The sequence below is a fragment of the Cognaticolwellia beringensis genome (assembly GCF_002076895.1).
GTDB classification, from domain to species: domain Bacteria; phylum Pseudomonadota; class Gammaproteobacteria; order Enterobacterales; family Alteromonadaceae; genus Cognaticolwellia; species Cognaticolwellia beringensis.
Map to the genome: position 1 here is coordinate 3,146,043 of NZ_CP020465.1, position 23,603 is coordinate 3,169,645.

Below are 23,603 nucleotides of genomic sequence, written 5' to 3' on the forward strand. Positions count from 1 at the left end.
GTCAGTCATGAGTCAGAGTGAACATTTTTTATTTGGTAACGAAACAGAAATTGAAGACATAGGCGGCGGATTAAAGCGTCAAATGTTAGGTTACAACCATGAGTTGATGGCAGTTAAAATTTGGTTTGAAAAAGGTGCAGTTGGCTATAATCACGCACACAGACATTCACAAGTTACTTATGTGGTTGAAGGGGAGTTTCACTTTAACATTGATGGCGTAACTACAATTTTAAAAGCCGGTGATAGTTGTTTTATGCCTCCTCATGCCGATCACGGTGCTACATGTCCTACCGGTGGTATTTTAATCGATACTTTTAGCCCTGCACGCGAAGACTTTGTCGAAGAAGGTGCTTTTGATCATATTAATAATAAGGAAAGTAGCGTATGAAAATTAAAAACCTTCGGTGGTGGGTTATTGCCTTAATCGCACTCGCCACAGTTATAAACTATATTGACCGTTCAGCCCTTGCCGTACTATGGCCAGATATCGTAGAAGATTTATTTCCTGATGAATCGGCTTTTGAACGTAAGCAAATATATGCCAATATTTCGATGGTTTTCATCTTATCTTATGCCTTTGGTCAAGCTATATTTGGCAAAATATTTGACTGGGTAGGTACACGTGTAGGTTTTGTACTATCTATAGGTGTTTGGTCACTTGCAACAGCTGCTCATGCATTTGCTCAAGGGGTACTTAGTTTTAGTATTTTCCGCGCAATTTTAGGTGTGGCTGAAGCTGGAAACTGGCCTGGAGCCGCTAAAAGTAATGCGGATTGGTTTCCGACCAAAGAGCGTGCTTTAGCACAAGGTATCTTTAACTCAGGCGCTGCTATCGGCGGTATTATTGCCATTCCGTTAGTGGCTTACATGACCGTGTATTTTAGCTGGCAAATGGTCTTTGTCGTTATAGGTTTAGTTGGATTATTGTGGCTTATACCTTGGATAATATTGGTGAAAGCTCCACCGAAGTCTCATCCTTGGATTACTGACGAAGAGCGCGCTTATATTTTAACAGGTCAACGAGATACAGACACTACAGCGCTTAAAGAGGAAGTAGAAGAGTTTAATCCTACAACGCGCGAGTTACTTTCTCGTAAAGAAAGCTGGGGCGTTATTATTGCTTCTGCGGCGATTGACCCTATTTGGTGGTTATTTGTATTCTGGATTCCGATCTATCTGAACGAAGTCTACGGCATGGACGTTAAATCTATTGGTATCTATGGCTGGGTGCCTTATGTTGGTGCCATGTTAGGTGCTTGGTTTGGTGGTCTACTCGCACAAAATCGTATAAAAGCAGGTTGGAATGTAGATAAAACACGTAAATTAACCATTACCTTAGGTTGTTTGATTATGTTACCCGCGCTATTAGCGATGGCAAGTCCTGGTGGACCTACTACAGCGGTTATGATTATGGCGGTTATTTTATTTGGTTTTCAAACGGTTATTAGTAATCTTCAAACATTGCCAAGTGATCTGTACGGTAAAAAATCTGTTGGTACGCTTTCAGGTTTCTCAGGTATGGCGGCAAAATTGGGTGCATTAGGCTTAACAGCACTAGTACCATTTTTAACGGCTGATGGTAATTATACTCCTGCATTCGTTATTGGTGCATCCTTAGCGGTTATCGCCATGGCAGCGGTTTGGATTCTTATTCCAAAAATTGAGCCATTAAAAGCTAAGTAATTCGATAATTAATGATCGATAAATTTCAATTAAAGTTAAAAAGGCTATGTAAATGAAGAACATTTTTTTATTCGGTGAATGTATGATTGAATTGATGACTACTTCTCAAGAGAAGTCATCGAAGACAATGAAACAATCGTTTGCTGGAGATGTTTTTAACACTGCAGTGTATCTAAAACGCACTTTCGCTGATCTAAACGTGCATTTAGTTACCGCCGTAGGTGAAGACCAATTTAGCCTTGATATGATCAACTATTTTACCAGTGAAAATATTGGCGTTAATTTTGTCTATAAATCAGCAACAAAAATCCCTGGTCTATATTCGATACAACTTGACGAACAAGGTGAGCGTAGCTTCTCATATTGGCGTGAAAACTCAGCTGCTCGTCAAGTAATGCAACATATTAATGATGATGCTATTAGCGAATTATCTAAAGGAGATATGTTTTTCTTCTCAGGCATTTCTTTGGCGGTTATAGAGCCTGAAGCAAGGGATGATTTCTGGACTTTAATTGATAAATTAAAAGCTGGTGGAGTACAAATAGTCTTTGACCCGAACTATCGACCTCGCTTGTGGAGTAACGCTAAAGAAGCTCAAGTGCAGTTTGAGTTAGCATTACAAAAGTCTGATTTATCACTGCCGGGCGTTGACGATTTTGAACAATTATTTGGCATGATAAGCGCTGAAGAAGTGAACGAGTATTGTCAGCAGTTTGGTGTCAATGAATTAGTTATCAAAAATGGTGAACAAGGAATTTTAGTCGTTGTTAATGGCGAAACTACTAAATTTGACATCACACCGGTTGAAAACGTAGTGGATACAACCTCTGCTGGCGATTCATTTAATGGCGTTTATCTCGGTTCGCGTATTAACGGGCACTCAGTTGCTGACTCAATTGCTTTAGCATCAAAAGCTGCTGGATTTGTTATTCAGCATAAAGGCGCGATTGTAGATAAGCAGGCTTATAAACAATTTATAGTTAGCTAATTTTTAACATCAGTTAACGATTATATATACTTCTTTAAAGGAATATTCATGACATTATTTTCCACTTTAATGGGAAAGCAAAAATTGCTCCCTATTATTCAAGCAGATTCAGTTTCTCAAGGGCTAGAAATTGCTAAAGCCATGGCTGCAGCCGGTATCGGTTTGGTTGAAGTGGTGCTGAGAACGCAAGCATCAATTGATATTATTAAAGCCATTAAACTTGAGCTGCCAGATTTAAAAGTAGGTGCAGGTACGGTTCTCGACGCTGACATTTTAAAGCAAGCGCTTGCAGCCGGTAGTGACTTTATTATTACGCCAACCATCTCAAGTAGCTTATTAACACATTTAGATAATTGTAAGGTTCCAGTGCTGCCCGGTGTGTCGAATAGTTCAGACATACTTTTAGCGAGAGAATTTGGCTATACCGAGCTAAAATTATTCCCTGCTTCATTATCTGGTGGCGCACCCTTTTTAAAAGCTATGGGATCAGTTTTTAAAGACATTACTTTTTGTCCTACCGGTGGCATTAACGAAAAAAATCAACAAGAATTTTTAGCGTTAACTAATGTATTTGCTGTAGGTGGTACTTGGATTGTTAACCCTGAATGGGTTGCAAATAAAGATTGGTCAAAAATAACTTCAGCGTGTAAAACCGCACAAGGTCTCGATTAAAGCTAATCACGAGAATAAGCCAATAAAACCTAACCTTGGCTTATTCTCGTATATTTTCCCGTCAAAAATGAAAAACTGATCTGTTATTTTTTGTAACAATTAACCTGTTTCGTTACATACAGTCATTATGCTGAAATACGCCTGCGCACGACGCTTAATATAGCGATACAACAATATATCACATCTTTTTTTTGTTATTTAAATCAAGCCAGATTTACAATTTTATTGCATTTACAGCGCTAATACGGTTGAATACAGTAATCATTTTATTCAGACTAGGAAGGTAGAGTGAAGAAAATTCTATTAGTTATTTTCTTGTTGTTGCTCACCAGTGAAGCAATTGATGCCAAAACGTTTCGAGATAACGGTGCTTTTACGCAATTAAGAGAGAAAATTCAAAATAATGAAAGTGCAAGTGCTTGGCAATTAGCAACAACACTTGAAGCAGTCCACTTGGGCGACGTTGATTTTGATTTTCTTTACGGCCTAGCGGCAATGAAAGTACAAGAAAATGAACGTGCTGTTTATGCTTTTGAACGCGTAGTCGCGAATCAACCTAGTTGGTTAGACGCTCAATATTATCTTGCTAGCGCCTATTACACGATGAAAAACTATCATGGTGCCATTGAGATAACCCAATCCTTAAGTAAAGCAGAAACTATTTCTCCTAAATTAAAACAGTCCGCAGCAAACCTGAATAATATTTCTGTTGCCGCTTTGAGCAGTCAATCTTTAGTTATTCAGCAATCAGTAAATGTTAACTTAGGCTACGACTCGAACATTAATGCCGGTACAAGCGAAGATAATATATACCTACCTTTTTTAGATCAAGACATTATATTGTCTGAAAACAGTAAAGAAAATAGTGATAGTTATTTAGCACTCGGGTATCAATTAGTCGGCAGTAAAGCTTTAACTCAATCGTCTAAATTAACCTTTTCAGGCACCAGTAAATTACACTATTTTACTAGTGATTCTGAATATAATCGATTTACAGTGCGTACTAACCTTCAATACCAGAAAGATTTTGATGCTTTTAGTGCCAGCGCTGGGGTTAGAGCCGTTCCGCTATGGTTAGATGGTAGCTATTACAGAACACAATATGGCGCTACGGTTGGGATAAATAAAACTATAGATAAACAATGGCTTCTTTCTGGTCAGGCCTTTGTTGGAAAGTCGAAAAATGACATTAATCGTTTATTAAATACTGATGATGCTTCTTTGCAAATATCTGCTCAGTATATTATGCAAAGGTGGCGACATGCGCTTTCAATTGTATATTCAGAAGAAGAAAGTGAATTTGTTGAAAGCCAGCACAATAGCAAAAAAACAAATGCTATTAGTTACATGGCGAATTTTGCCATTAATCAATTCTGGCTAGCCAGTGCAAATATTAGTTTTCAGCATCAAGCTTATCAGCATCAACATCCATTCTTTTTAGAAAAGCAAGTTGATGATATGTGGTTATTTAGCACTTCGATTTTATATAAAGATTCCACAAGATGGTCTTATCAATTAAGCGCTAACATGCAAGACAAAGACAGCAACTTAGCACTTTTTTCCTATCAACGAGCTGAAATTAATTTATCTGCTCGTATGAGCTTTTAGGAGCAAACTATGAATAATTTAAAGTTTTTAGATAACAAAAAAATGTTTAAAACTATTAAACTTATTAGTGTTTTTACATTGGTGATGAGCATTAGCCACACGGTACTAGCAAGTGATGTAGCGGGTAAAACGATTTTAGCCAAAGGTAAAGTTGAAGCATACGATCAAGCCAGCAAAGAAAAGCGAAAACTGAAACGGCGCTCTGAAATCTTCAGTGTCGATAACATTACCACCGGTGATAAAAGTAAAGCCCAATTTAGTATGTCTGATGGCGGTTTAATTACTTTAAAAGAAAATACAGAAATTCTGATCAGTAATTATAAATATAATCCTGAAGCAGGTGAAGCGTCAGCTACTTTAGAGGTAGTAAATGGTGGTTTGCGCTCAATCAGTGGTTTAATTAAAAAGTCGGGTGGTGACTATCAAGTCAAAACACCGGTAGGCAGTATTGGTATTCGTGGTACGCACTTTGCCGTAGAAGTTGTTGGAGAAGAAACCTTTTTTGCTGTTTATAGCGGTAATATTGATGTGAGATTAAATGATCAAAGTATTTTGTCATTAGGCAGTACTGAAGATTTTACCTTTGCTTCTGTTAATGCTCAAGGTCAAATAAAGCGGATGACACAAGCACCCGCTATTATCTCTTTAGGCTTTTCTGACGTATCATCCGAAGACGCTGCCGATGAAGGTTCTGATACAGACACTAATCAATCTCCACAAGACTCCATTGCAGATTCTGGCGTAAGTCCTCTCAGTAACGATGCATTGGATAATGATAGTAACCCAGCAGAGAGTAACGTTTACACCGAGTCTGAATGGCAGGGGATTAACGGTTTACCTATCGAAGAATTGATAGCAGAACGCACAGGAACACTTGCCTATAATAATGTTATTCAAAGCACGATTAACTCAAGCGTTGGTCAAGTGAACGATTTCGCCATGAGCATGACTATTGATTTTGATAATGCTGCTATTCCAGAAGGCACATTAAGTTTTTCCGACAGCCAAGGTGAGTGGTTTGCGGCTTATTCAGGTTTGATTAATGTTGACCAACTTGATTTAGGTATTAACTTCGCTTCACATGGTAATAATAAAGCAGATGGCATTATATTTGCCGCTTTCGCTAACGGTTTAGACGAAATTATTGGTGGCTTTAACTTAAAAGAAATTAATAACCCATCAGTGAATGCTGACGGCTCATTTAATATTCGTCCATAAACTTTAGGATTATAAAAATGTATATTAATAGATGTATATATATTATTGCTTTATTGAGCCTAACAGCTTGTGGTGGCGGTGGGTCAGAGTCTGCAAAAGAAACGAGCAGTGCAGCACCCATAATAACAGTACCACAGCCTTCAGCTGGACCTACGATAGACTTAACGGGCCAAACCGGTACCACTTTGTTGGTAGCAAAAAAAGTCGCTGGCACCGAAAGCGTCAGCAATAGCACGGTAAGTACGAGCTTTTCTAATGCAACAGGTACACTGCGACATGCAAGTTCAAACGGCAATGTTGAAGGAAATTTAACCTTAGGTGTTAGTGCAGCAGACACTGATGTAATGAATAAAGTCTCACTTTATTTACCTAACGCTGAGCGAAGCTTCGTTTTATGCTCAGAAAACTGTGCCCTCGATTTTCAAGCTACAATTACCGGGTTTAACCCACAGTTTGCTAATGAAATTGGTGGCTCTTTACGAATAGAGCTGGTTGTTGAAGACAATTTAGGCAATAGTGCTGTTGTCGATGCTCTGAGTGTTAATTGGCAACCTATTCAAATTTCAGCCATTAGTGCTAGCCGAGAAAACTCAGTTATCTCTGTTTCATGGTCAGGTAACTCGAAACTAGAACGTTATAATTTATATGCAGCTACAGAGGTTGGAATAACCTCATCCAATGCCATAGAACTTGATAATGGTCTGCAACAACTTGCTATTAATGGCACAACAGCTCAATTTACTGACGCTGATCCCACCAAAAACTATCACTTACTGGTTACTGGTATAGATAGTGGTGGCGAAAGCGGTAAATCTGTACCTTACAGCATTGCTAAACTGGGTGGAGTCGCTAATTTAGCGCCGATTGCTAATAATGATAATTATCAAGTTAACGAAGATGAAACCTTAAACGTTAACGTATTAGACAATGATGTTGATCCAGATGGACAAGTTATCACACTAGACAGTGTTACGCTTCAGCCATTTAATGGCACATTAACTTTTGATGACATAGGTAACTTTACCTATACACCGCGCTTAAACTTTAATGGTACAGACAGTGCTAGCTATAGAATTATTGATGCGGAAGGCGCAACAGCTGAAGCAACAGCTATCTTCGAAGTTTTACCGATAAATGATAACCCGACTGCGGTAGCTGATACTTATGGTGTTGATGCTAGCGGTGAAATTAATGCTGCCGATACCAACTTATTAAGTAATGATTCTGATATTGACGGTGATGATCTACAAGTTATAACAACAGCCATTACTTCTCCTCAGCTTGGTAAGGTAATTATAAATGCTGATGGCAGCTTTTCTTATCAGTCTGTTGGCGTATTGTCGGAAAACGACCAGTTTGAGTATCAAGTTATTGATGGCCAGGGTGGTTCTGCAACAGCGACAGTAACGATAGTACCGAATGGAAATATTCTACCTCCGACCGCTCTTAATGATACTTACACGGTTGATGAAGACAATACGTTAATTATTGGCACTGTGGGCTCAGGCATTTTAGCGAATGATAGTGATCCGAATGGCTTGTCATTTGAACTATTAGAAAGTCTATTGATAGAGCCGCAACACGGGCAATTAAATTTAGCCTTAGATGGTACATTTACCTATATTCCTAACAGTAACTTTACCGGCATAGATCAGTTTCAATATCAGATAAAAAATTCAGCCGATATTCTCGCGCAAGCCTTTGTTAGTATTACTATCAACCCAACAGCTGATATACCGATTGCCCTTGATGATAATTACCTAACAGAAGAAGATGTAAAGCTAGTTGTTGACGCATCATCTGGCCTGTTGGTGAATGATGTAGATTTTGACAACGCTCAGCTAACCGTTAATACAAGAGCTGTAAACACGCCGCAAAATGGTGTTTTAGTTTTAGCTGTAGATGGCAGTTTTAGCTACACGCCGAATACTGATTTTAACGGTGTCGATAGTTTTACTTATCAAGTTATCAGCTCCTCGGGACTGACCAATACCGCTAATGTTAATATCGATGTTTTACCACTAAATGACAGCCCAATAGCCGTTGATGATGTGGCGTCGACGAATGAAGACTCCAGTGTGGTTGTTGATGTATTAGCTAACGATATTGATAAAGAAGGAGATACACTCTCCTTAGTTTCGGTGAGCCTTGAAAACGGCACTGCAACCATTGTTAACGGTAAGCTTAACATAACACCTGCACAAGACTTTTTTGGTCAAATCAATGTCACTTATGTCATGACAGATAATATCAATTTAGCCGAAACAGGCTCACTGCTACTAACGGTACTACCGATAAATGATGCGCCAATAGCGTTGGATGATAGCTATAGTTTGGCTGAAGATACGGGGTTGACTATTCTAGTTACCGATAATAACAATTTACTATCAAATGACAGTGATGTTGATGGTGACACGTTAACTGTTGATACCACTCCAGTGGCTAGCCCAGCGAAAACTAAGACGCGTGCTACGCTAAATACACAACCATTGGCGGATGTTAGCAACGGGAATTTAACACTGAATAGCAATGGCTCGTTCAGTTATATACCTGACCTTAATTTCAGTGGTGTTGATAGCTTTACTTATCAAGTTATGGACGGAAATGGTGGTACGGCACAAGCAACCGTTACACTAACGGTCAATCTTATTAATGAAATACCTATTGCCGTTGATGACAGCTATAGTTTTAATGAAGATTTTACTTGGGTTAGGGCGGTTACTGATGGTGACCAGTTGTTAAGTAATGACACCGATGGCGATGGTGACACTTTAACGGTAGATAGCAAGCCGGTATCAGGTGTGAGTAATGGTACTTTAACGCTAAATACTGATGGTTCATTCACTTATGTGCCAGATGCTGATTTCTTCAGCCAGGACAGTTTTACCTATAAAATCAGTGACGGTAAAGGTGGCACAGCACAAGCAACTGTCACTTTAATTGTTCATGCTGTTAATGATGTTCCTGTGGTTGCGAGTACGACCAAAAGCTTTACATTTGATGAAGATAGTCCGTTAAATAAATTAGTCACCGATGCTGAAAACCTGTTAAGTGGCACGAGTGATGTGGAGGATGACACGCTAACGGTAACTTCAGTGTCGGATGATACAACTAACGGCAGTTTAACGGTTAATAGTGATGGCTCGTTCAATTATGTGCCTACCCTGAACGTCAATGGCGCAGACAGTTTTACTTATAAAGTGAGTGATGGTGTTGATGAGAGCGAAACCATTACGGTTGAGCTTAATATATTAGCGGTAAACGATGCGCCTATTCCTGATGCAAGCTCTTATACCTTTAGCATTAATGAAACAGCAACTGATGGTGACGTAGTTGGCACCATTAGCGCTAGCGATATAGAAAATGACAAGCTGGTATATTCACTTACCTCTGGCGATATTAGCCTGTTTCAAATCGACCCATCAAGCGGAATTATCACGGTAAAAGGTATTAATCCTTTAGATTTTGAAACTAATATCCAACATGCCTTAACAGTCACTATTACTGACAATGGCACCCCAATTGCAGAATCTAGCAATGTTGCAGTTACCATTAATATAATTGATATACTTGGAGATGCAGCAATAACCGAAGAAGCAAATTTTGGTCTCACAGCTTTTGGTTCGCTAGAATTAACTGGCTTGAAAACTCAAGCACAGTTAACCGACTCAGTTTCTGACGGCACTAAAGTGTATTTTGTCGGTAGCATAGATAACGTCGATAAAGATATTTATATGGTGGCGTATAACAACGACGGTACTTTAGATGCTGGTTTTGGCACCAACGGTATAAAAACCTTCGATTATGGCGCGAATGAATATGCTAAAGCGATTGTTGCAATAGCAGGTGACTATTTCATAACCTTCGAACGCAATGAAGACAGCTATACGGAAGTCTGTTTTATTAAGGTCAATAACATCGGTGATATCAATGTCAGCTTTGGTGACAGTGGCTTACGTTGTACTACCGAGCAAAAAATTCTCACGATAAATGACGCGGTTGCTTTTGTAATACCTGCTGAGCAGGGAAAGCCACTTACTGACATTGATACAGTCGTAGCCGTAGGTAAAGTGAAGGGCGCTACTGATGATGACCTATTGGTGATTAGAGTAGATAAAGATGGCAATTTTCAAGCATCGACCACTTTTGTTAACAATGTGGAGGTTGTTTATTCGCCCCATATTATGCTCGATATTACCGGTTTAGGTTTAGATGATGAAGGTATCGCCGTATACAACCCGCATAATAATGAGGCTATGATTGCCGGTAATGTTTTAACGGCAGATGGCGATTACGATATTTTCGCATGGATATTTAACCCCAAAAATTCCGATGGTAATTATTTGAAATTTAATAGTAGTACACCAGTAACTTATGACGTGGGCGGTATTGGCACTGATGATAAAGTGGGGGCTATCGATGGCGAGAATACCGGATTCGGTGAGCACACGGCACATATAGCCGGCTCTACAGTTTTGGCTAATGGTGAGCAAGATGCCTTTATTATTGAATTAGACAGTTATGCTGCTTATGTACCGGGTTTTGGTACTAACGGAGTGGCAATTTACGATGTTGATGGTGTGCCAAGCACTGGTAAGAGTGAGTTTACTAGTTACACCTATAATTACGGGGATGATGATTTACATTTGACCGGTAACGTATTTAATGGCAGTAATTATCAGCCATTTGCTACGCGTATTTTACTTGATGGCAGTGTTGATACTGCTAACTATGGCATTAACGGTTATCAAGCTCTAAATTATGGTGGCGCTAATGCTTATGCCCGGGCGATGAGCTTAGACAGCGGCAAAGGTATGTGGGTGCCAGGCTATGTCGAAGATGGCAGTGATAACAACATGATTATCAGTGCTTTTGATTCCAGCGGCGATGCTTTTAATAACAATGATATTGTTAATGGTAAGCACACGTTAACCCATTCAAGCACGCCATCAGATGATATCGTTGCGCAAGTTATTGAGATTCAAAATGGGGCTCAAAAAGATAAGTATTTAGTAGCATCAACTGCTGATGACACTACCAATAAGCATATCATTTTAACTAGGCTAACAAGTGCCGGTGCTTTAGATACCACGTTTGACTCTGATGGTCATAAGCAAATAAAAATTGGCTCCACTGCAACGGTTAATGGCCTGTTTGAATTAGCTAGCGGCAACTTTATTGTTTATGGCAATGTCACTGAAGGTATCAGTACTAATGGCTTTGTTGCCCGTATTGATCAAAACGGCCTGTTAGATACTGGCTTTGCTACTAATGGCGTTTATACCTCCTCGGCCATAAGTGCGACTAATATTCAATTTAATCAAGTAAAAGCCGATAGCCAAGGTAGACTTATTGCCGTAGGTAACTTTGAAAGCGGTAGTAACAGTGCTTTTGTTTTACGGTTAACTGCTGCAGGTGCACTTGATACGCTATTTAATACTTTAGGCACGCCAGGCTATGTTATTGGCGCTAATACTGATGATTATATAACCGTTGTTATTGATGCTATCGACAATATTTATGCCGGTGGTAATCGCCTTAGTGGCGACAAAGACCTGTTAATGGCTAAATATTTAGTAACAGGAACACTTGATAATGCAGTCACCGTTGATACAAATTCGGGTATTGATGAAAGCGTTGAGCAATTGCTTTTTGATAGTAACAATGACTTGTACTGGATCGGCAATGACTTAGGAGCATCAGCGGAAATTGTGATAGTGAAATCAAGCACTTCAGGCGTACTCGATGGAAGTTTTTCTGGCGACGGTAAAGCGTTTTTTGATATGAGCTCACTACTTGAGTTGGGCGCTGAGGCAGGAGTGACTAATGCCGTTATCGATAGCAATGATAATATTGTAGTGGTTGGCTATAGTGACATTAGTTTAGTCAAACAAAAGAAAATGATCGGCCGAATTAAATCCAACGGCAGTTTAGATAATGCATTTAATTATAATGGTTACTTTAGGTCACCAGCTTGTCCAAATGCAGCAAAGCTAGAGTCCATTATCTTACTCAATAACAGTTCATTTATTGTTGCTGGTCAATGTTATATCAATAGTGTAGAAAAAAATAATATTGATATTAGTCATTACACATTAAAGTAACCTTTTTCTAAAGCGGTAACTAATTTTATGAAAGTAGAATTCTACGGTGTTAGGGGCTCTACCCCAACACCGGGTAGAAATACCCTGATATTTGGTGGTAACACATCTTGTGTTTATATCTGTTTAGAAACTGGCGATGATGTGGTTTTAGATTCAGGCACTGGTATTATCGCGCTCGGTGAGCGACTGGAGAAAACACAAGGTCCCATCAACATATTGCTGACCCATAATCATTGGGATCACATTCAAGGCTTTCCTTATTTTAAGCCTATATTTCAATCGAAAAGAGATATAGTTATTGTGACAGGCGAAGTGGATTGTGAAGATAAAGACGCAATATTAACCCAAATGTCAGGCTCCACTCATCCGGTTAAGTTTCAGCAATTACCCGCTAATATTAAAGTTGATGCTGAAAAATCACAATTAAGTCATTTCGAAATCCCCGGCTTTAGCGTTAACACGCAACGCTTAAATCACCCCGATGGTGGTACGGCCTATTGTTTAATGGCTGAAGGTAAGAAAGTTGCCTATGTTACAGACAATGAATTGAATTCTCCAAACGTTAAAAATACGTCATGGCAGCAATGGCTTGAGTTTATTGCTGACGCCGATATCTTAATTCATGACGCTCAATATATCGAAGCAGACTTACCTTTAAAACTGGGTTGGGGGCATAGCACGTTTTCAGAAGTAGCAAAACTAGCCTGTGAAGCAAAAGTTAAAAGTTTATATATAATTAGCCACGATCCCGCCCGTACCGATGATGAACTTTTGCTTGAAGAACAAAAGTTACAAGCTGAGTACAAAAATAAGCTCAGCATATTTTGCGCTCGAGAAGGTATGGTTGTCGACTTAACAAAGCAAAATATTTCCCCGCCGATAAAAGTAAGTCACTAAATGATCTCTAGTTTCCGCTCGAAAAGCTTTCTTGTTGGTTTAGCCATCACCTTATTAGTGATTGGTTTAAATTACATTAGTATGGATAATGTGCAGAAACTGCTGCAGCGTGTAGAAGGTATTTTGTATGATGCGCGATTACTGGCAACGCTATCGCCAGAAATGCGAGAATTTGACGAACAAGTCATTATTATTGATATTGACGAAAAAAGCATGCGCGAACAAGGACGCCATCCTTGGAGCCGCAGTAAAGTTAGCGACTTAGTGACCAAATTAATGGATGCAGGAGTGGTTGTTGTTGCATTTGATATTTTTTTCGCCGAGCCTGAAAGAAATGCTGTTGAAGTTATTTTAAATAAAAATAAAGACCTTGGCGCGCAATCTCGTGCGCAAATACAACAACTGACGGACTCGGTCAATTTTGATCAAGAATTTGCAGAAACGCTGAGCAACTCGGAAGTCATATTAGGATTTTTATTTGATGATCGCGCGCAAACCGCAGGGCAATTGCCTGATCCTGTTATTGACTGGTCTTATGCCAAAGGGCAATTATCTGAAATAGCCTCTTTTGAGCATGTGCTTGGTAATATCCCCACGTTACAGTCTGCCGCAACCGGGGCGGGGTTTATCAACTCGGTCCCTGAAAGTGATGGTTTTATTCGCAAGGCTTCCTTAGTATTGAATTACCAAGGCCAATTATACCCTTCATTAGCCCTAGAGGCAGCGCGCGTTTACACCTTAGCTGATAAAATTGAAACCAAAAGTAAAGTCTCTGGTGATTCCACATGGTTACAGGGGTTAAGTTTCGGTAATCATTTCATTCCTACCAATGAGAAAGGTCAAATATTTATTCCTTACAAGGGCCGTGAACGCAGTTTCCAATATATTTCTGCTACCGATGTTTTAAATGATCGCGTAGCGCAAGAGGTATTAGACGGTTCTGTGGTCTTTATTGGTACATCGGCCGTAGGCTTAGCGGATTTGAGGACAACCTCGGTTGGTGTGCAATATCCGGGGGTAGAAGTGCATGCTAATGTGTTTGAAGGGCTTATTCACCCAGAAATATTACCAGTTGAACTTGATATTACCTTAGCGATTGTTTTTACGTTATTGCTATTAACCGGCTTTACCCTGTCCATTTTAATGGCAAGCCAAGGACCAATAAGAATTTTACTCATCAGCCTCCTTAGCTTTGCTTTGCATATAAGTTTTAATTGGTATTGTTGGTGGGCGTTAAAAGTTAGTTTGCCATTATTTCAAATAATATTACTGATAACGTTATTAACTATTTATTATGGCGCCGTGGGTTTTATATCAGAAAATGCCAATCGTAAAAAAATTAAAAGTATGTTTGATCAGTATGTACCGCCAGCATATATCGAGAAAATGATCCGTTCAGCGAAAGGTGTAGAGCTAAAAACAGAGCGTAAAGAAATGTCGGTATTGTTTGCTGATATTAGAGATTTTACTACCTTGTCAGAACAATTTACCCCTGAAGAATTAAGTGACTTTCTTAAAGAATACTTATCAGAAGCAACCGCTATTATCTTTAACAACAAAGGTACGATCGATAAGTACGTGGGCGATATGATCATGGCACTCTGGAATGCGCCGCTAGAAGATGAAGACCATGCGGTTAATGCGGTTATTAGTGCGATGCAATTAATTACCCTAACCGAAGTGCTGAGTGAGCAATTTAAAGAGAAAAACTGGCCTGAAATTCGCGTAGGTATTGGTATAAGTACCGGCGAAATGGTGGTCGGAGATATGGGGTCCTCGTACAGAAAAGCTTATACTGTTCTTGGCGATGCGGTAAATCTAGGTGCGAGAATAGAATCGTTAACAAAATATTATGGTGTCGATATTTTAGTATCAAGCACTACTTTTACAGATATTACTAAACAAGGGATTATCTGTAGGAAAATGGATAGAATAAAAGTTAAAGGTAAGCACACTGCGGTTGAAATATATCAGCCTATAGGCTTTGATGCTGATGTAAGTGATACTACGAAAGCTGATGTTTTATTACATGAAACCGCTATGGAACATTACCTGACCGGTAATTTCATTGAAGCTAAAGAAATGTTTATGCAATTAAAACAAAGTGCTAACTTGCCAATAACAATTTATAGTATATTAATAACAAGAATAGAAAATCTTATCGATAATGTCGAGGCAACGGACTGGGATGGGGTATATACCCATGAAAGTAAGTAATTCATTATGACAAATAAATCATCACAACAAGCTGCTTTCGAGCATTTACTAAATATTAGTATCCAATTAAGTAAAGAAGAAAACACTGACTTGTTAATGGAAAAGATACTATTAGCAGCGGTTGAAGTGTCGAATTCCGATGCCGGTTCTATATATTTGGTTAATGGTTTAAAAGAGTTAGAATTTCGTACAATATACAACAAAAGTATGAAATTACACCTTGGTGGTAGCTCTGACTCACCGATTAATTTCCCTGGCATTCCGTTATTTATCGAAAACCAACCAAACCGTTCCGCGATAGTCGCCCATGCTGCGAATACCGGTGAAGTGATCAATATCAAAGATGTCTACGATGCGCTGCCATTCGATTTTAGCGCCGCAAGAAAAATGGACAGTACGACGGGTTATCGCACAAAATCCATGCTGACCTTTCCGCTGAAAGATCATACCGGCGATATTATTGGCGTTATTCAACTGATTAATGCCATGGACGATGCAGAAATTATCAGCTTTTCAACTGAAGTTGAACAACAAATATTATCTTTTGCCTCTTTAGGCGCCATTGCCTTAACCAACAAAGCGCTTATATCAAATATGCAGCAGTTGTTTGAGTCTTTCGCTAAAACAATAGCATTAGCGATTGATGCTAAATCGTCTCACACTGGCGGGCATTGTAAACGTGTTCCAGAACTAACCTTGATGATTGCGGACGCGGTAAGTGATTATAATGAAGGGCCTTTAGCGTCTTTTAAACTCTCAGCACAAGAAAGGCATCAACTGAGTATCGCTGGTTGGTTACATGACTGCGGCAAAATTGCGACGCCAGATCATGTGATGGAAAAATCAAAGAAATTAGAAACCATATTTGACCGCATTCACTATGTTTCCGCTAAGCTAGAAATTGCTAGTCGTGATATCGAACTTAAATTTCAAGAAAAAATGATCACGGCATTAAAAGCGGGTAAAGATATTCAGGTTGAGCAACTAGAGCGTAAAAGAGATTTAGCGCAAAAACAACTAAACTTAGATAACGCATTTCTACAAAAAGTTAACGTAGGTGGCGAGTTTCTAACCGATGAACAAGAGCAAAATATACATACGATTTCTGCTAGATACGAAATAACTATAGATAAAGTGAAGCAACCGCTGTTATCAGCCGATGAAATAACTAATTTAAGTATTAAACGCGGCACATTGAATAATGAAGAAAGAAAAATCATTCAAAAACATATGGATGTAACGTTAGATATACTTGAAGCCTTACCTTTTCCAAAACACCTTGCCAACGTAGCAGAATACGCTTTAGGTCATCATGAAACGATGGATGGTAAAGGCTATCCTCGCGGTTTAACGAAAGAGCAAATGTCGGTGCCAGCAAGGTTAATGGCATTAGCTGATATTTTCGAAGCATTGTCTGCCGCTGATAGACCCTACAAAAGTGCCAAGCCGGTAAGTGAATGTTTAAAAATAATGAGCAGTATGGTGAAAAACAATCACCTTGATGGCGATCTATTTGCTATATTTGTCCGCGCTAAAGTGTATGAGCAATACATCATTAATTTTGCCGACCCTAAACAGCTTGATGAATTTGATATTGAAGCGCTGCTCAGCTAAATATTGATTTAATGTTTGTCTAGTCGATATAATGTTATAAATATTGGCTAGACATCATTTACTGTCCAGTCTTAACCTCTGTAAATTATCGCTATATTGATAAACTATTTCCCCATATTTTTAAGGACTGTCCTTGCTCAATAACCATTCCCATTTTTCCTTGCTTGAATATTACTTAAATCACAGCGATAAACTTAACTGGGTACTTGCTACCATAGTGAATAAAGAAGGTTCAAGTTATCGCTCACCCGGCGCTATTATGCTGGTGAATAACTTAGGTCAATCACATGGCTTAGTTAGTGGCGGCTGTTTAGAGGCCAATATCGTTTTACATGCTAAAAAAGTCTTCGATAACGAACAAGCGCATTATGTTGAATACGATATGCTTGAAGAAGACGGTTATGCTGCCGAGTTAGGTGTAGGCTGCAAAGGTAAAATAGGTGTATTACTGCAATATGTCACAGCAGCACATCAACGTTTGTTAGCAATGCTTTTTAAACGTATGCAAACGGGGGAAACCAGCTATTTACAACAGACATTTTTAACGGTTGAGGCAGCAAAAAAATCATTAAATGCGATAGATTTATTTGATAATGTAGGCCAGTTGTTAATGTCCACCGATCAGGCACAAGAAAGTATTGAAAATGACGCCCTGAGTGAAATGATCAAACTAAATAAAGCGCACAGTCATATAGTTTTAGGTCAATCTGAACTGTCGTTTACTAAAATATCTGCGCCGACTAACTTATGGATTTTTGGTGGTGGCTCCGATGCTATTCCGCTAGTAACCATGGCGGCACAAATGGGCTGGCGTGTAACGGTTGTTGACCATCGTTCAAGCTATGCGCGCAGTAGCAGCTTTAAACATGCCGCTGATATCTTTAGAATTCATCCCGATGACTTTTCTCAAACCGCACAATTTAAACAACTTGATGCCGCTGTGTTGATGACGCATAACTTAAATTTAGACGCGGCTTGGTTGCGTTTATTGCATGAAAATAAGGTTGCAAAATATATTGGTTTATTAGGACCCATGGAACGACGACATAATGTTGAAAGCTTAGCTGATATTAGTGACATAACTTGGCTGACACGTCATGTTAATGGCCCCGTAGGGCTAGATATTGGTGGCGAACTACCTGAGTCAATTGCCTTGTCTATTTTAGCGCAATGTCACAGCGTATTACATAATCGTAGTGCTTTGGCGTTATCAGGTCACTTTATTAATAGCTAAATTAGCTAACCTAACTTGGCTAGCTTAGCTTATTTATAGGATAGTCTGGGGCAAGATTCATTGTGATGCACCTTGCTTGCATGTCAGGTTACTTTCTCGAAATAATGCTAAAGGTGTCTATGTATTTATCTCAACCATCTGATGACCACTTAGTTGAACTTATGTCGTGGTTTACGACAGAAAATGAACTAAAGCTTTGGTCAGGGCCGAACTTTAGGTTTCCCTTTGACTTACATTCTTTTAAGCATGATTTGCAGTTAGACACTTTAGCGTCATTTTCATTACTTTCTGCAAAGTCAGAGCTGCTAGGATTTGGACAATATTATCTGAGACTTGGTAAGTGTCATTTAGGAAGGCTAGTTATCAATCCAGGTTTTCGTGGCCAAGGTATTGCTGCACATTTAATTCAACAATTGTGTAGTAAAGGTAAAGCAGAACTTAGCACCCATGCATGTTCATTATTCGTTTTAGAACATAATGACAGTGCGATTAAAAGCTATCAAAAACTTGGATTTATTTTTCAATCTTATCCTGAAGAACTAAGCTTGAAAAACTGTTTGTACATGGTGAAGGCTTAACGGGCTTTGACTGGTCAATAACGATTTTTGTCTTTATAACTTTTATTTTTATGAATAATGCACAGGCAGTTTTATTCACCTAACCTTGCTAAAAATATGTAAATTGCGATAATAGCGTCGCCTTTTCTCCACAACCTTTTAATGACATTGCCGACTATGCGCCTCGATAAATTTATTTGCAAAAGCACCGAACTTACCCGAACCGAAGCTAAAAAATTGCTCAAAATGGGTAAAGTAACGGTGAATGACGTTGCGATTAAAGATCCCGCAACGCAAGTGCATGAAAATAATGACATCTGTATTGAAGGCCAAGCGCTAATTGCCCGTAGTTCTCGTTATATTATTCTACATAAACCGCTTGATACCATTTGCTCAAATGTTGATGAAATATATCCGTCGTTATTACATTTAATTGATGTTGATAGAGCATTTGATATGCATATTGCGGGTCGCTTAGATGCTGACACCACAGGCTTAGTGTTAATAACTGATGATGGTCGGTGGTCGCATAATATTATTTCACCTAAAAAACAGTGCGAGAAGGTCTATCGGGTGTGGCTGCGTAGCCCTTTAAAAGCCGATACGGCAGAAAAGTTTACTCAGGGCGTGCAACTGCAAGGTGAAGACGATTTAACTCGTCCTGCTAAGTTAGAGCAAGTAGCAGAAAAAGAAGTCTTACTCACGATTACCGAAGGTAAATATCACCAAGTTAAACGTATGTTTGCGGCGGTTGGAAATAAGGTGGTTGGTTTGCATCGCGAGCAAATAGGTCCAGTAAAACTTGCGGATTTACCTTTAGGTGAGTGGCGATATTTAACCCCAGAAGAAGTGAGTGCTTTTCTTTAAAGAATAATTTTTGTAATAATAAATTGTTGGTTTAGGGAAAGATTTAGATTCCATTGATTAACTTACCCTTATAGGTTGGTCTTGAGCCAATCATGTGTAGCGGCTATTTGACGGCATAAATGCCGACCTACAATGAGCAATCAGTAATATTTGTGTTCATTTTTTGTAGGTTGGGATTTATCCCATCGTTTTGAATTAATTCGCTAATTAATATGTATAACGCACGTTTGAAGGCATAAATGCCGACCTACAATGAGCAATTACGAATAATTGTGTCATTCTTTTGTAGGTTGGGCTTCAGCCCATCGTTTTGTATTAATTCGCTAATTAATATGTATAACGCACATTTAACGGCATAAATGCCGACCTACAATCAGCAATCACGAATATTTGTATTTATTTTTTGTAGGTTGGGATTTATCCCATCGTTTTGTATTAATTCGCTAATTAATGTGTATAACGCACGTTTGACAGCATAAATGCCGACCTACAATGAGCAATCATGAGCATTTTTGTTCATTCTTTTGTAGGTTGGGATTTATCCCATCGTTTTGAATTAATTCGCTAATTAATGTGTATAACACACGTTTGACGGCATAAATTCCGGTCTACACTCACTTCTTACAGATGAACGTTCAATTAAATCGACTCAAAATTTTTAGCTGTTTGATAGAGATCTATTTTTTATGATCAATCTGGCTTAGAGCTTTACGATTATCTAGAATAATATTAAACCTTTTGCATTAACTGCCGATTAAGTAACCATAAACTGTACAGTATTACTTAATTTTTAAAGGGTAGTCGAGAATAATAATGGAAGTTTTAATTGATTTACTGCCAGCTAGCTATACGGCAAAAGCTGAACCTTCTGCAAAAGACAGTCGTCAAAAGCAAGCGCGGGCGCATGATAAAAAGAAGCCTAATTTAACGCCTGAGCATGACGAGGCTGAAATAAGTGAACAAAAAGAAGTTGAAAATGAACGACGCACTGGCGACGATCGCAGGGAGCAGACACTGAATAGAGGTCGGTGGTTAGAGTCGCGTGATCGCAAAGATCGAAGAGAAAATGAATCTGCTATTTGTGTTAAAATTTAAAGCTAGAATAGCATTTATAACACGACTAATCGCTTAAAGTTTGAATTCTATCTAGCTTTGACTCCGGTATTCTTCTGTATTTTTCTAATATATTATCAATTTCACCAGTCACCTTTAAAGTACTAATCACCGCATTAATATTATTTACCGTTACCTTGTCCAAGCTCGGTGAAAGAGCACAATGAATCTCGTTGTCATTCATAGCAATCACTGAATCTTCAATATTTTTGTAAAAATAAGATGCTTCAATAGATGCACTGACGAAACCAGATATTTTGTTTTGACGATATTTTTTATAGCTTGCAGCGGGTGTCAAACTAGGGATAGGGAGTATGTTTTCATTATCAATATAGCTTGATAATTCAGGATAGATATAACCTAATGTAGTGCCAATTTTAAGTTTCTTATACTCTGATAATTTAGTTAAAGCTGTTATTCCTCGGCGGTTAATCAAAATATCAGGATTGTTATAAATCACGTCACTCCATTGTAAATATATTGATTTGTACCACATAGGATTTGCAACACAATGCATGTCGATAACATTTGTTTCTAGAGATTGTTCTACTCTTTTGCGAGGAATGGGCAACATTTCAAGTTGCATGTCTAATTGATTGGCAATTGTATGCGTTATATCAAAAAGAATGCCGCTAATAGGACGACCCTGTTCGTCGAAAAATAGTTGTGGTGCAACATTTTGACTGTAATAAGAAGTACGAAGGAACTGCTGGCTATAAAGTGGGAAACTTATCGCTAGCATTAAAGTTAGGGTAAACATGGAAAAATAAAACTTCATAAACCTGAATACCTCACTAACTTTAATAACTGCAATAATAGTTTAATCATAGCCATTTAAATAATTAATGACAAAAAAATAATATTATTTTTTTGGATTTAACTGATTAAATTTTTCTAGTTGTTCGTCTGTTGCTGGTAGCTGATGTTTATCTTTCCATTCACTATACGGCATGCCATACACTTGCTCACGGGCAGTATCAATATCAACATCAACACCCAACTTTTCAGCTTCTGCAACCGTCCATTTAGAAAAACAATTGCGACAAAAGCCGGCAAGGTTCATTAACTCGATATTTTGTACATCTTTACGATTATCTAAATGCGCGAGTAAACGACGAAATACCGCTGCTTGAATTTCAATTTCTTTATCCATAATATCCTCTAAATAATTAATCTGAAAAATAAGCTCTAAAGACTTTATTTATCTTCAGGCTCAGGTTTTGTGTAAGGTCTAATTTGCACTATCATACCCATGTAAGGATGATCGAAATAATGCACTTCGCCACTGATAACGCGTCGATCTTGTTTAAATCTAATAGCTTTCGCTTGTATCGGCTTTGCAATTTTTATATCAGCATTAGCCAAAGCCGGAGCGTTTGCAGCTAATTGTGCAGTGGCAAGTTCAGCTAAATTTTTATCTAAAATATTAAAATCAGCTGTTATAAATAAATAGTGTTTTAAATGAATATTGAAAAAACCATCGATGAACCAAGGTTGTACGGGTGCTAATGGCGGCTCAGCTATTAATGGATTTTCGTTGCCAAGCTTTAACGATAAATCTTGGGTTTTAAATGATGTTAATAGTGCTTCAGTATCTTCATTTACTTGCGATAATTGAGCAATAACCTCTTGAATTCGCAGTTTTTGTGCCGCTTGAACTTTTTCCTCTTGGCTATTCTTTGCTTGGTTTTTAAGCGTTGAAATGCCAACGGGACTTTGCTGGTTAGTCGTTTCAATTGCCTGAGCAATATGCTGGTTTTTTTGCTTATTGTAACGTACCAACTTTTTTTGATGATCTGAAGCGAAGTTTTCACCGGCATATACTTTCACCGGTATAGATTCTTTTTCAGGACGCGCAACTTGACGCCACCCCATATGCAATAGTGGACGGAAGTTTTTGCTATACCTTAAGTCTTGAATAATATCATCAAGTTGCAGTGATGCTTTACTAAGCAAATGCGTGTTGTTATTGCCTACTTCCTCTTGTCCATCAATCAATAAAGGCATTTTATCAACAGCAAAACCATAGTAGTCAAATTCAGGGTTATTTACTTGATAATCAGTAAAGTGAATCTGATCAATTCGACATAGCAATTTAGCTTCTGTTGTTGGTGTATATTGAAATTTAAGCGTTTGAAACTCTGCTTCTGCGGCTATGACTAAGTTTTGTATTTTTTCTTGCTCCTGCGCCGTTAATTCTGGCTCAGGCGACAAAGTAGTGCCATCAAGTGCATCACTTTGTGTTTCACTATAAAGCGTATTGTTATTAATCGCTTTGTTTGCATCTTCATCATTGGCATTTTCAGGCAATGTTGGAATGCTGCTACTTTCGTTTGCTGCTGAAGGTAACGTTGCACTATCAGTTGAGTCACTAAACTGGCTGTTATTTTGCTCTGCTGTTCGGTTTTCAACGTCAAATATCGACTCTTCTGTTGCTGTCAGCGCTAACTCAGTTAAAGATTTCTCTTTAAAAAGGGTGGGTAACTTAGCGGTTTTCTTAACTAAATTTTCCTCATATTGTGGAGAGTCACAACTGGGTAAAAGCTGTTTTAAACCACGTATATCTGGATTTAAATATCTGCGAAGTAAATCTTCAACACGTTGATGTTTAGGTAATTCACTGGTGTCTGGAAAGCTTTCTTTTAACTGACTTTTATCGCCCAATTGGCTAAAAAGAATAATTTCGACATCAAACCATCGGTCGTCACTTTTTTGCGTCGCTGCATTTATCGTTAGCGGTAGTGCTAAAGCGGCAGAACATAAAAATAGTTGGGTTAATTTCATTCAGTATCCAGTTAATGTTTATTTTGCCTAGTGATAATAGCAAAAGT

17 protein-coding genes are annotated in these 23,603 nt (G+C 38.5%); 14 read left to right on the plus strand and 3 right to left on the minus strand.

What is annotated here, in order from left to right:
* The first annotated feature begins 7 nt into the window (after positions 1 to 7).
* From B5D82_RS13295 to B5D82_RS13360, 14 genes are all read left to right on the plus strand, one after another.
* A complete protein-coding gene (locus B5D82_RS13295; protein ID WP_081152174.1) occupies positions 8 to 388 on the plus strand; it encodes a cupin domain-containing protein in 381 nt (126 codons plus the stop codon).
* The gene (locus B5D82_RS13300) at positions 385 to 1,683 is read left to right on the plus strand and encodes an MFS transporter (protein WP_081152175.1); all 1,299 of its coding nucleotides are present in this window, start codon (positions 385 to 387) and stop codon (positions 1,681 to 1,683) included. The genes B5D82_RS13295 and B5D82_RS13300 overlap by 4 nt, the downstream gene beginning before the upstream one ends.
* A gap of 52 nt (positions 1,684 to 1,735) precedes the next feature.
* Positions 1,736 to 2,671 (plus strand): sugar kinase, encoded by a 936-nt coding sequence (locus B5D82_RS13305; protein ID WP_081152177.1) that lies wholly within the window; start codon positions 1,736 to 1,738, stop codon positions 2,669 to 2,671.
* A gap of 48 nt (positions 2,672 to 2,719) precedes the next feature.
* The gene (eda, locus tag B5D82_RS13310; protein ID WP_081152178.1) at positions 2,720 to 3,343 is read left to right on the plus strand and encodes a bifunctional 4-hydroxy-2-oxoglutarate aldolase/2-dehydro-3-deoxy-phosphogluconate aldolase; all 624 of its coding nucleotides are present in this window, start codon (positions 2,720 to 2,722) and stop codon (positions 3,341 to 3,343) included.
* 288 nt (positions 3,344 to 3,631) lie between these two features.
* Complete coding sequence (locus B5D82_RS13315; protein WP_081152180.1) at positions 3,632 to 4,951, plus strand: surface lipoprotein assembly modifier; 1,320 nt, start codon at positions 3,632 to 3,634, stop codon at positions 4,949 to 4,951.
* A 9-nt stretch (positions 4,952 to 4,960) separates the two neighbouring features.
* Positions 4,961 to 6,169 (plus strand): FecR family protein, encoded by a 1,209-nt coding sequence (locus tag B5D82_RS13320; RefSeq protein WP_081152181.1) that lies wholly within the window; start codon positions 4,961 to 4,963, stop codon positions 6,167 to 6,169.
* A 17-nt stretch (positions 6,170 to 6,186) separates the two neighbouring features.
* Positions 6,187 to 12,273, plus strand: a complete 6,087-nt coding sequence (locus tag B5D82_RS13325) for a tandem-95 repeat protein (protein ID WP_081152183.1) — start codon at positions 6,187 to 6,189, stop codon at positions 12,271 to 12,273.
* 27 nt (positions 12,274 to 12,300) lie between these two features.
* A complete protein-coding gene (locus B5D82_RS13330; protein ID WP_081152184.1) occupies positions 12,301 to 13,170 on the plus strand; it encodes an MBL fold metallo-hydrolase in 870 nt (289 codons plus the stop codon).
* Positions 13,171 to 15,387 carry a CHASE2 domain-containing protein gene (locus tag B5D82_RS13335; protein WP_094122807.1) on the plus strand — a complete coding sequence of 739 codons (2,217 nt, stop codon included), beginning with the start codon at positions 13,171 to 13,173 and terminating at the stop codon, positions 15,385 to 15,387.
* 6 nt (positions 15,388 to 15,393) lie between these two features.
* A complete protein-coding gene (locus tag B5D82_RS13340; RefSeq protein ID WP_081152186.1) occupies positions 15,394 to 17,001 on the plus strand; it encodes an HD family phosphohydrolase in 1,608 nt (535 codons plus the stop codon).
* Between the two features lie 133 nt (positions 17,002 to 17,134).
* Entirely contained in the window at positions 17,135 to 18,235 is a 1,101-nt protein-coding gene (locus B5D82_RS13345) for an XdhC family protein (RefSeq protein WP_081152187.1), read from the plus strand.
* 119 nt (positions 18,236 to 18,354) lie between these two features.
* Positions 18,355 to 18,813: a GNAT family N-acetyltransferase gene (locus tag B5D82_RS13350; RefSeq protein WP_081152189.1), complete on the plus strand. Its 459-nt coding sequence runs from the start codon at positions 18,355 to 18,357 to the stop codon at positions 18,811 to 18,813.
* A gap of 156 nt (positions 18,814 to 18,969) precedes the next feature.
* On the plus strand, positions 18,970 to 19,659 hold the full coding sequence (locus B5D82_RS13355; RefSeq protein WP_081152190.1) for a pseudouridine synthase: 690 nt from the start codon (positions 18,970 to 18,972) through the stop codon (positions 19,657 to 19,659).
* An 813-nt stretch (positions 19,660 to 20,472) separates the two neighbouring features.
* Positions 20,473 to 20,754, plus strand: coding sequence for a hypothetical protein (locus B5D82_RS13360; RefSeq protein ID WP_081152192.1), 282 nt, complete (start codon positions 20,473 to 20,475; stop codon positions 20,752 to 20,754).
* Between the two features lie 25 nt (positions 20,755 to 20,779).
* Here B5D82_RS13360 and B5D82_RS13365 read toward each other — a convergent pair whose 3' ends face one another.
* From B5D82_RS13365 to B5D82_RS13375, 3 genes are all read right to left on the minus strand, one after another.
* On the minus strand, positions 20,780 to 21,550 hold the full coding sequence (locus B5D82_RS13365) for a substrate-binding periplasmic protein (protein ID WP_081152193.1): 771 nt from the start codon (positions 21,548 to 21,550) through the stop codon (positions 20,780 to 20,782).
* 84 nt (positions 21,551 to 21,634) lie between these two features.
* Positions 21,635 to 21,925, minus strand: a complete 291-nt coding sequence (locus B5D82_RS13370) for a DUF1244 domain-containing protein (protein ID WP_081152195.1) — start codon at positions 21,923 to 21,925, stop codon at positions 21,635 to 21,637.
* Between the two features lie 44 nt (positions 21,926 to 21,969).
* On the minus strand, positions 21,970 to 23,556 hold the full coding sequence (locus B5D82_RS13375) for a CsiV family protein (protein ID WP_081152196.1): 1,587 nt from the start codon (positions 23,554 to 23,556) through the stop codon (positions 21,970 to 21,972).
* Positions 23,557 to 23,603 lie beyond the last annotated feature (47 nt).

Excerpts from the sequence above, each read along its gene's own strand:
- B5D82_RS13295 (WP_081152174.1), top strand. The coding sequence starts at position 8 with ATGAGTCAGAGTGAACATTTTTTATTTGGTAACGAAACAGAAATTGAA.
- B5D82_RS13335 (WP_094122807.1), top strand. The coding sequence starts at position 13,171 with ATGATCTCTAGTTTCCGCTCGAAAAGCTTTCTTGTTGGTTTAGCCATC.
- B5D82_RS13375 (WP_081152196.1), bottom strand. The coding sequence starts at position 23,556 with ATGAAATTAACCCAACTATTTTTATGTTCTGCCGCTTTAGCACTACCG.
- B5D82_RS13360 (WP_081152192.1), top strand. The coding sequence starts at position 20,473 with ATGGAAGTTTTAATTGATTTACTGCCAGCTAGCTATACGGCAAAAGCT.
- B5D82_RS13325 (WP_081152183.1), top strand. The coding sequence starts at position 6,187 with ATGTATATTAATAGATGTATATATATTATTGCTTTATTGAGCCTAACA.
- B5D82_RS13305 (WP_081152177.1), top strand. The coding sequence starts at position 1,736 with ATGAAGAACATTTTTTTATTCGGTGAATGTATGATTGAATTGATGACT.
- eda (WP_081152178.1), top strand. The coding sequence starts at position 2,720 with ATGACATTATTTTCCACTTTAATGGGAAAGCAAAAATTGCTCCCTATT.
- B5D82_RS13320 (WP_081152181.1), top strand. The coding sequence starts at position 4,961 with ATGAATAATTTAAAGTTTTTAGATAACAAAAAAATGTTTAAAACTATT.
- B5D82_RS13370 (WP_081152195.1), bottom strand. The coding sequence starts at position 21,925 with ATGGATAAAGAAATTGAAATTCAAGCAGCGGTATTTCGTCGTTTACTC.
- B5D82_RS13300 (WP_081152175.1), top strand. The coding sequence starts at position 385 with ATGAAAATTAAAAACCTTCGGTGGTGGGTTATTGCCTTAATCGCACTC.
- B5D82_RS13350 (WP_081152189.1), top strand. The coding sequence starts at position 18,355 with ATGTATTTATCTCAACCATCTGATGACCACTTAGTTGAACTTATGTCG.
- B5D82_RS13340 (WP_081152186.1), top strand. The coding sequence starts at position 15,394 with ATGACAAATAAATCATCACAACAAGCTGCTTTCGAGCATTTACTAAAT.
- B5D82_RS13365 (WP_081152193.1), bottom strand. The coding sequence starts at position 21,550 with ATGAAGTTTTATTTTTCCATGTTTACCCTAACTTTAATGCTAGCGATA.
- B5D82_RS13330 (WP_081152184.1), top strand. The coding sequence starts at position 12,301 with ATGAAAGTAGAATTCTACGGTGTTAGGGGCTCTACCCCAACACCGGGT.
- B5D82_RS13355 (WP_081152190.1), top strand. The coding sequence starts at position 18,970 with ATGCGCCTCGATAAATTTATTTGCAAAAGCACCGAACTTACCCGAACC.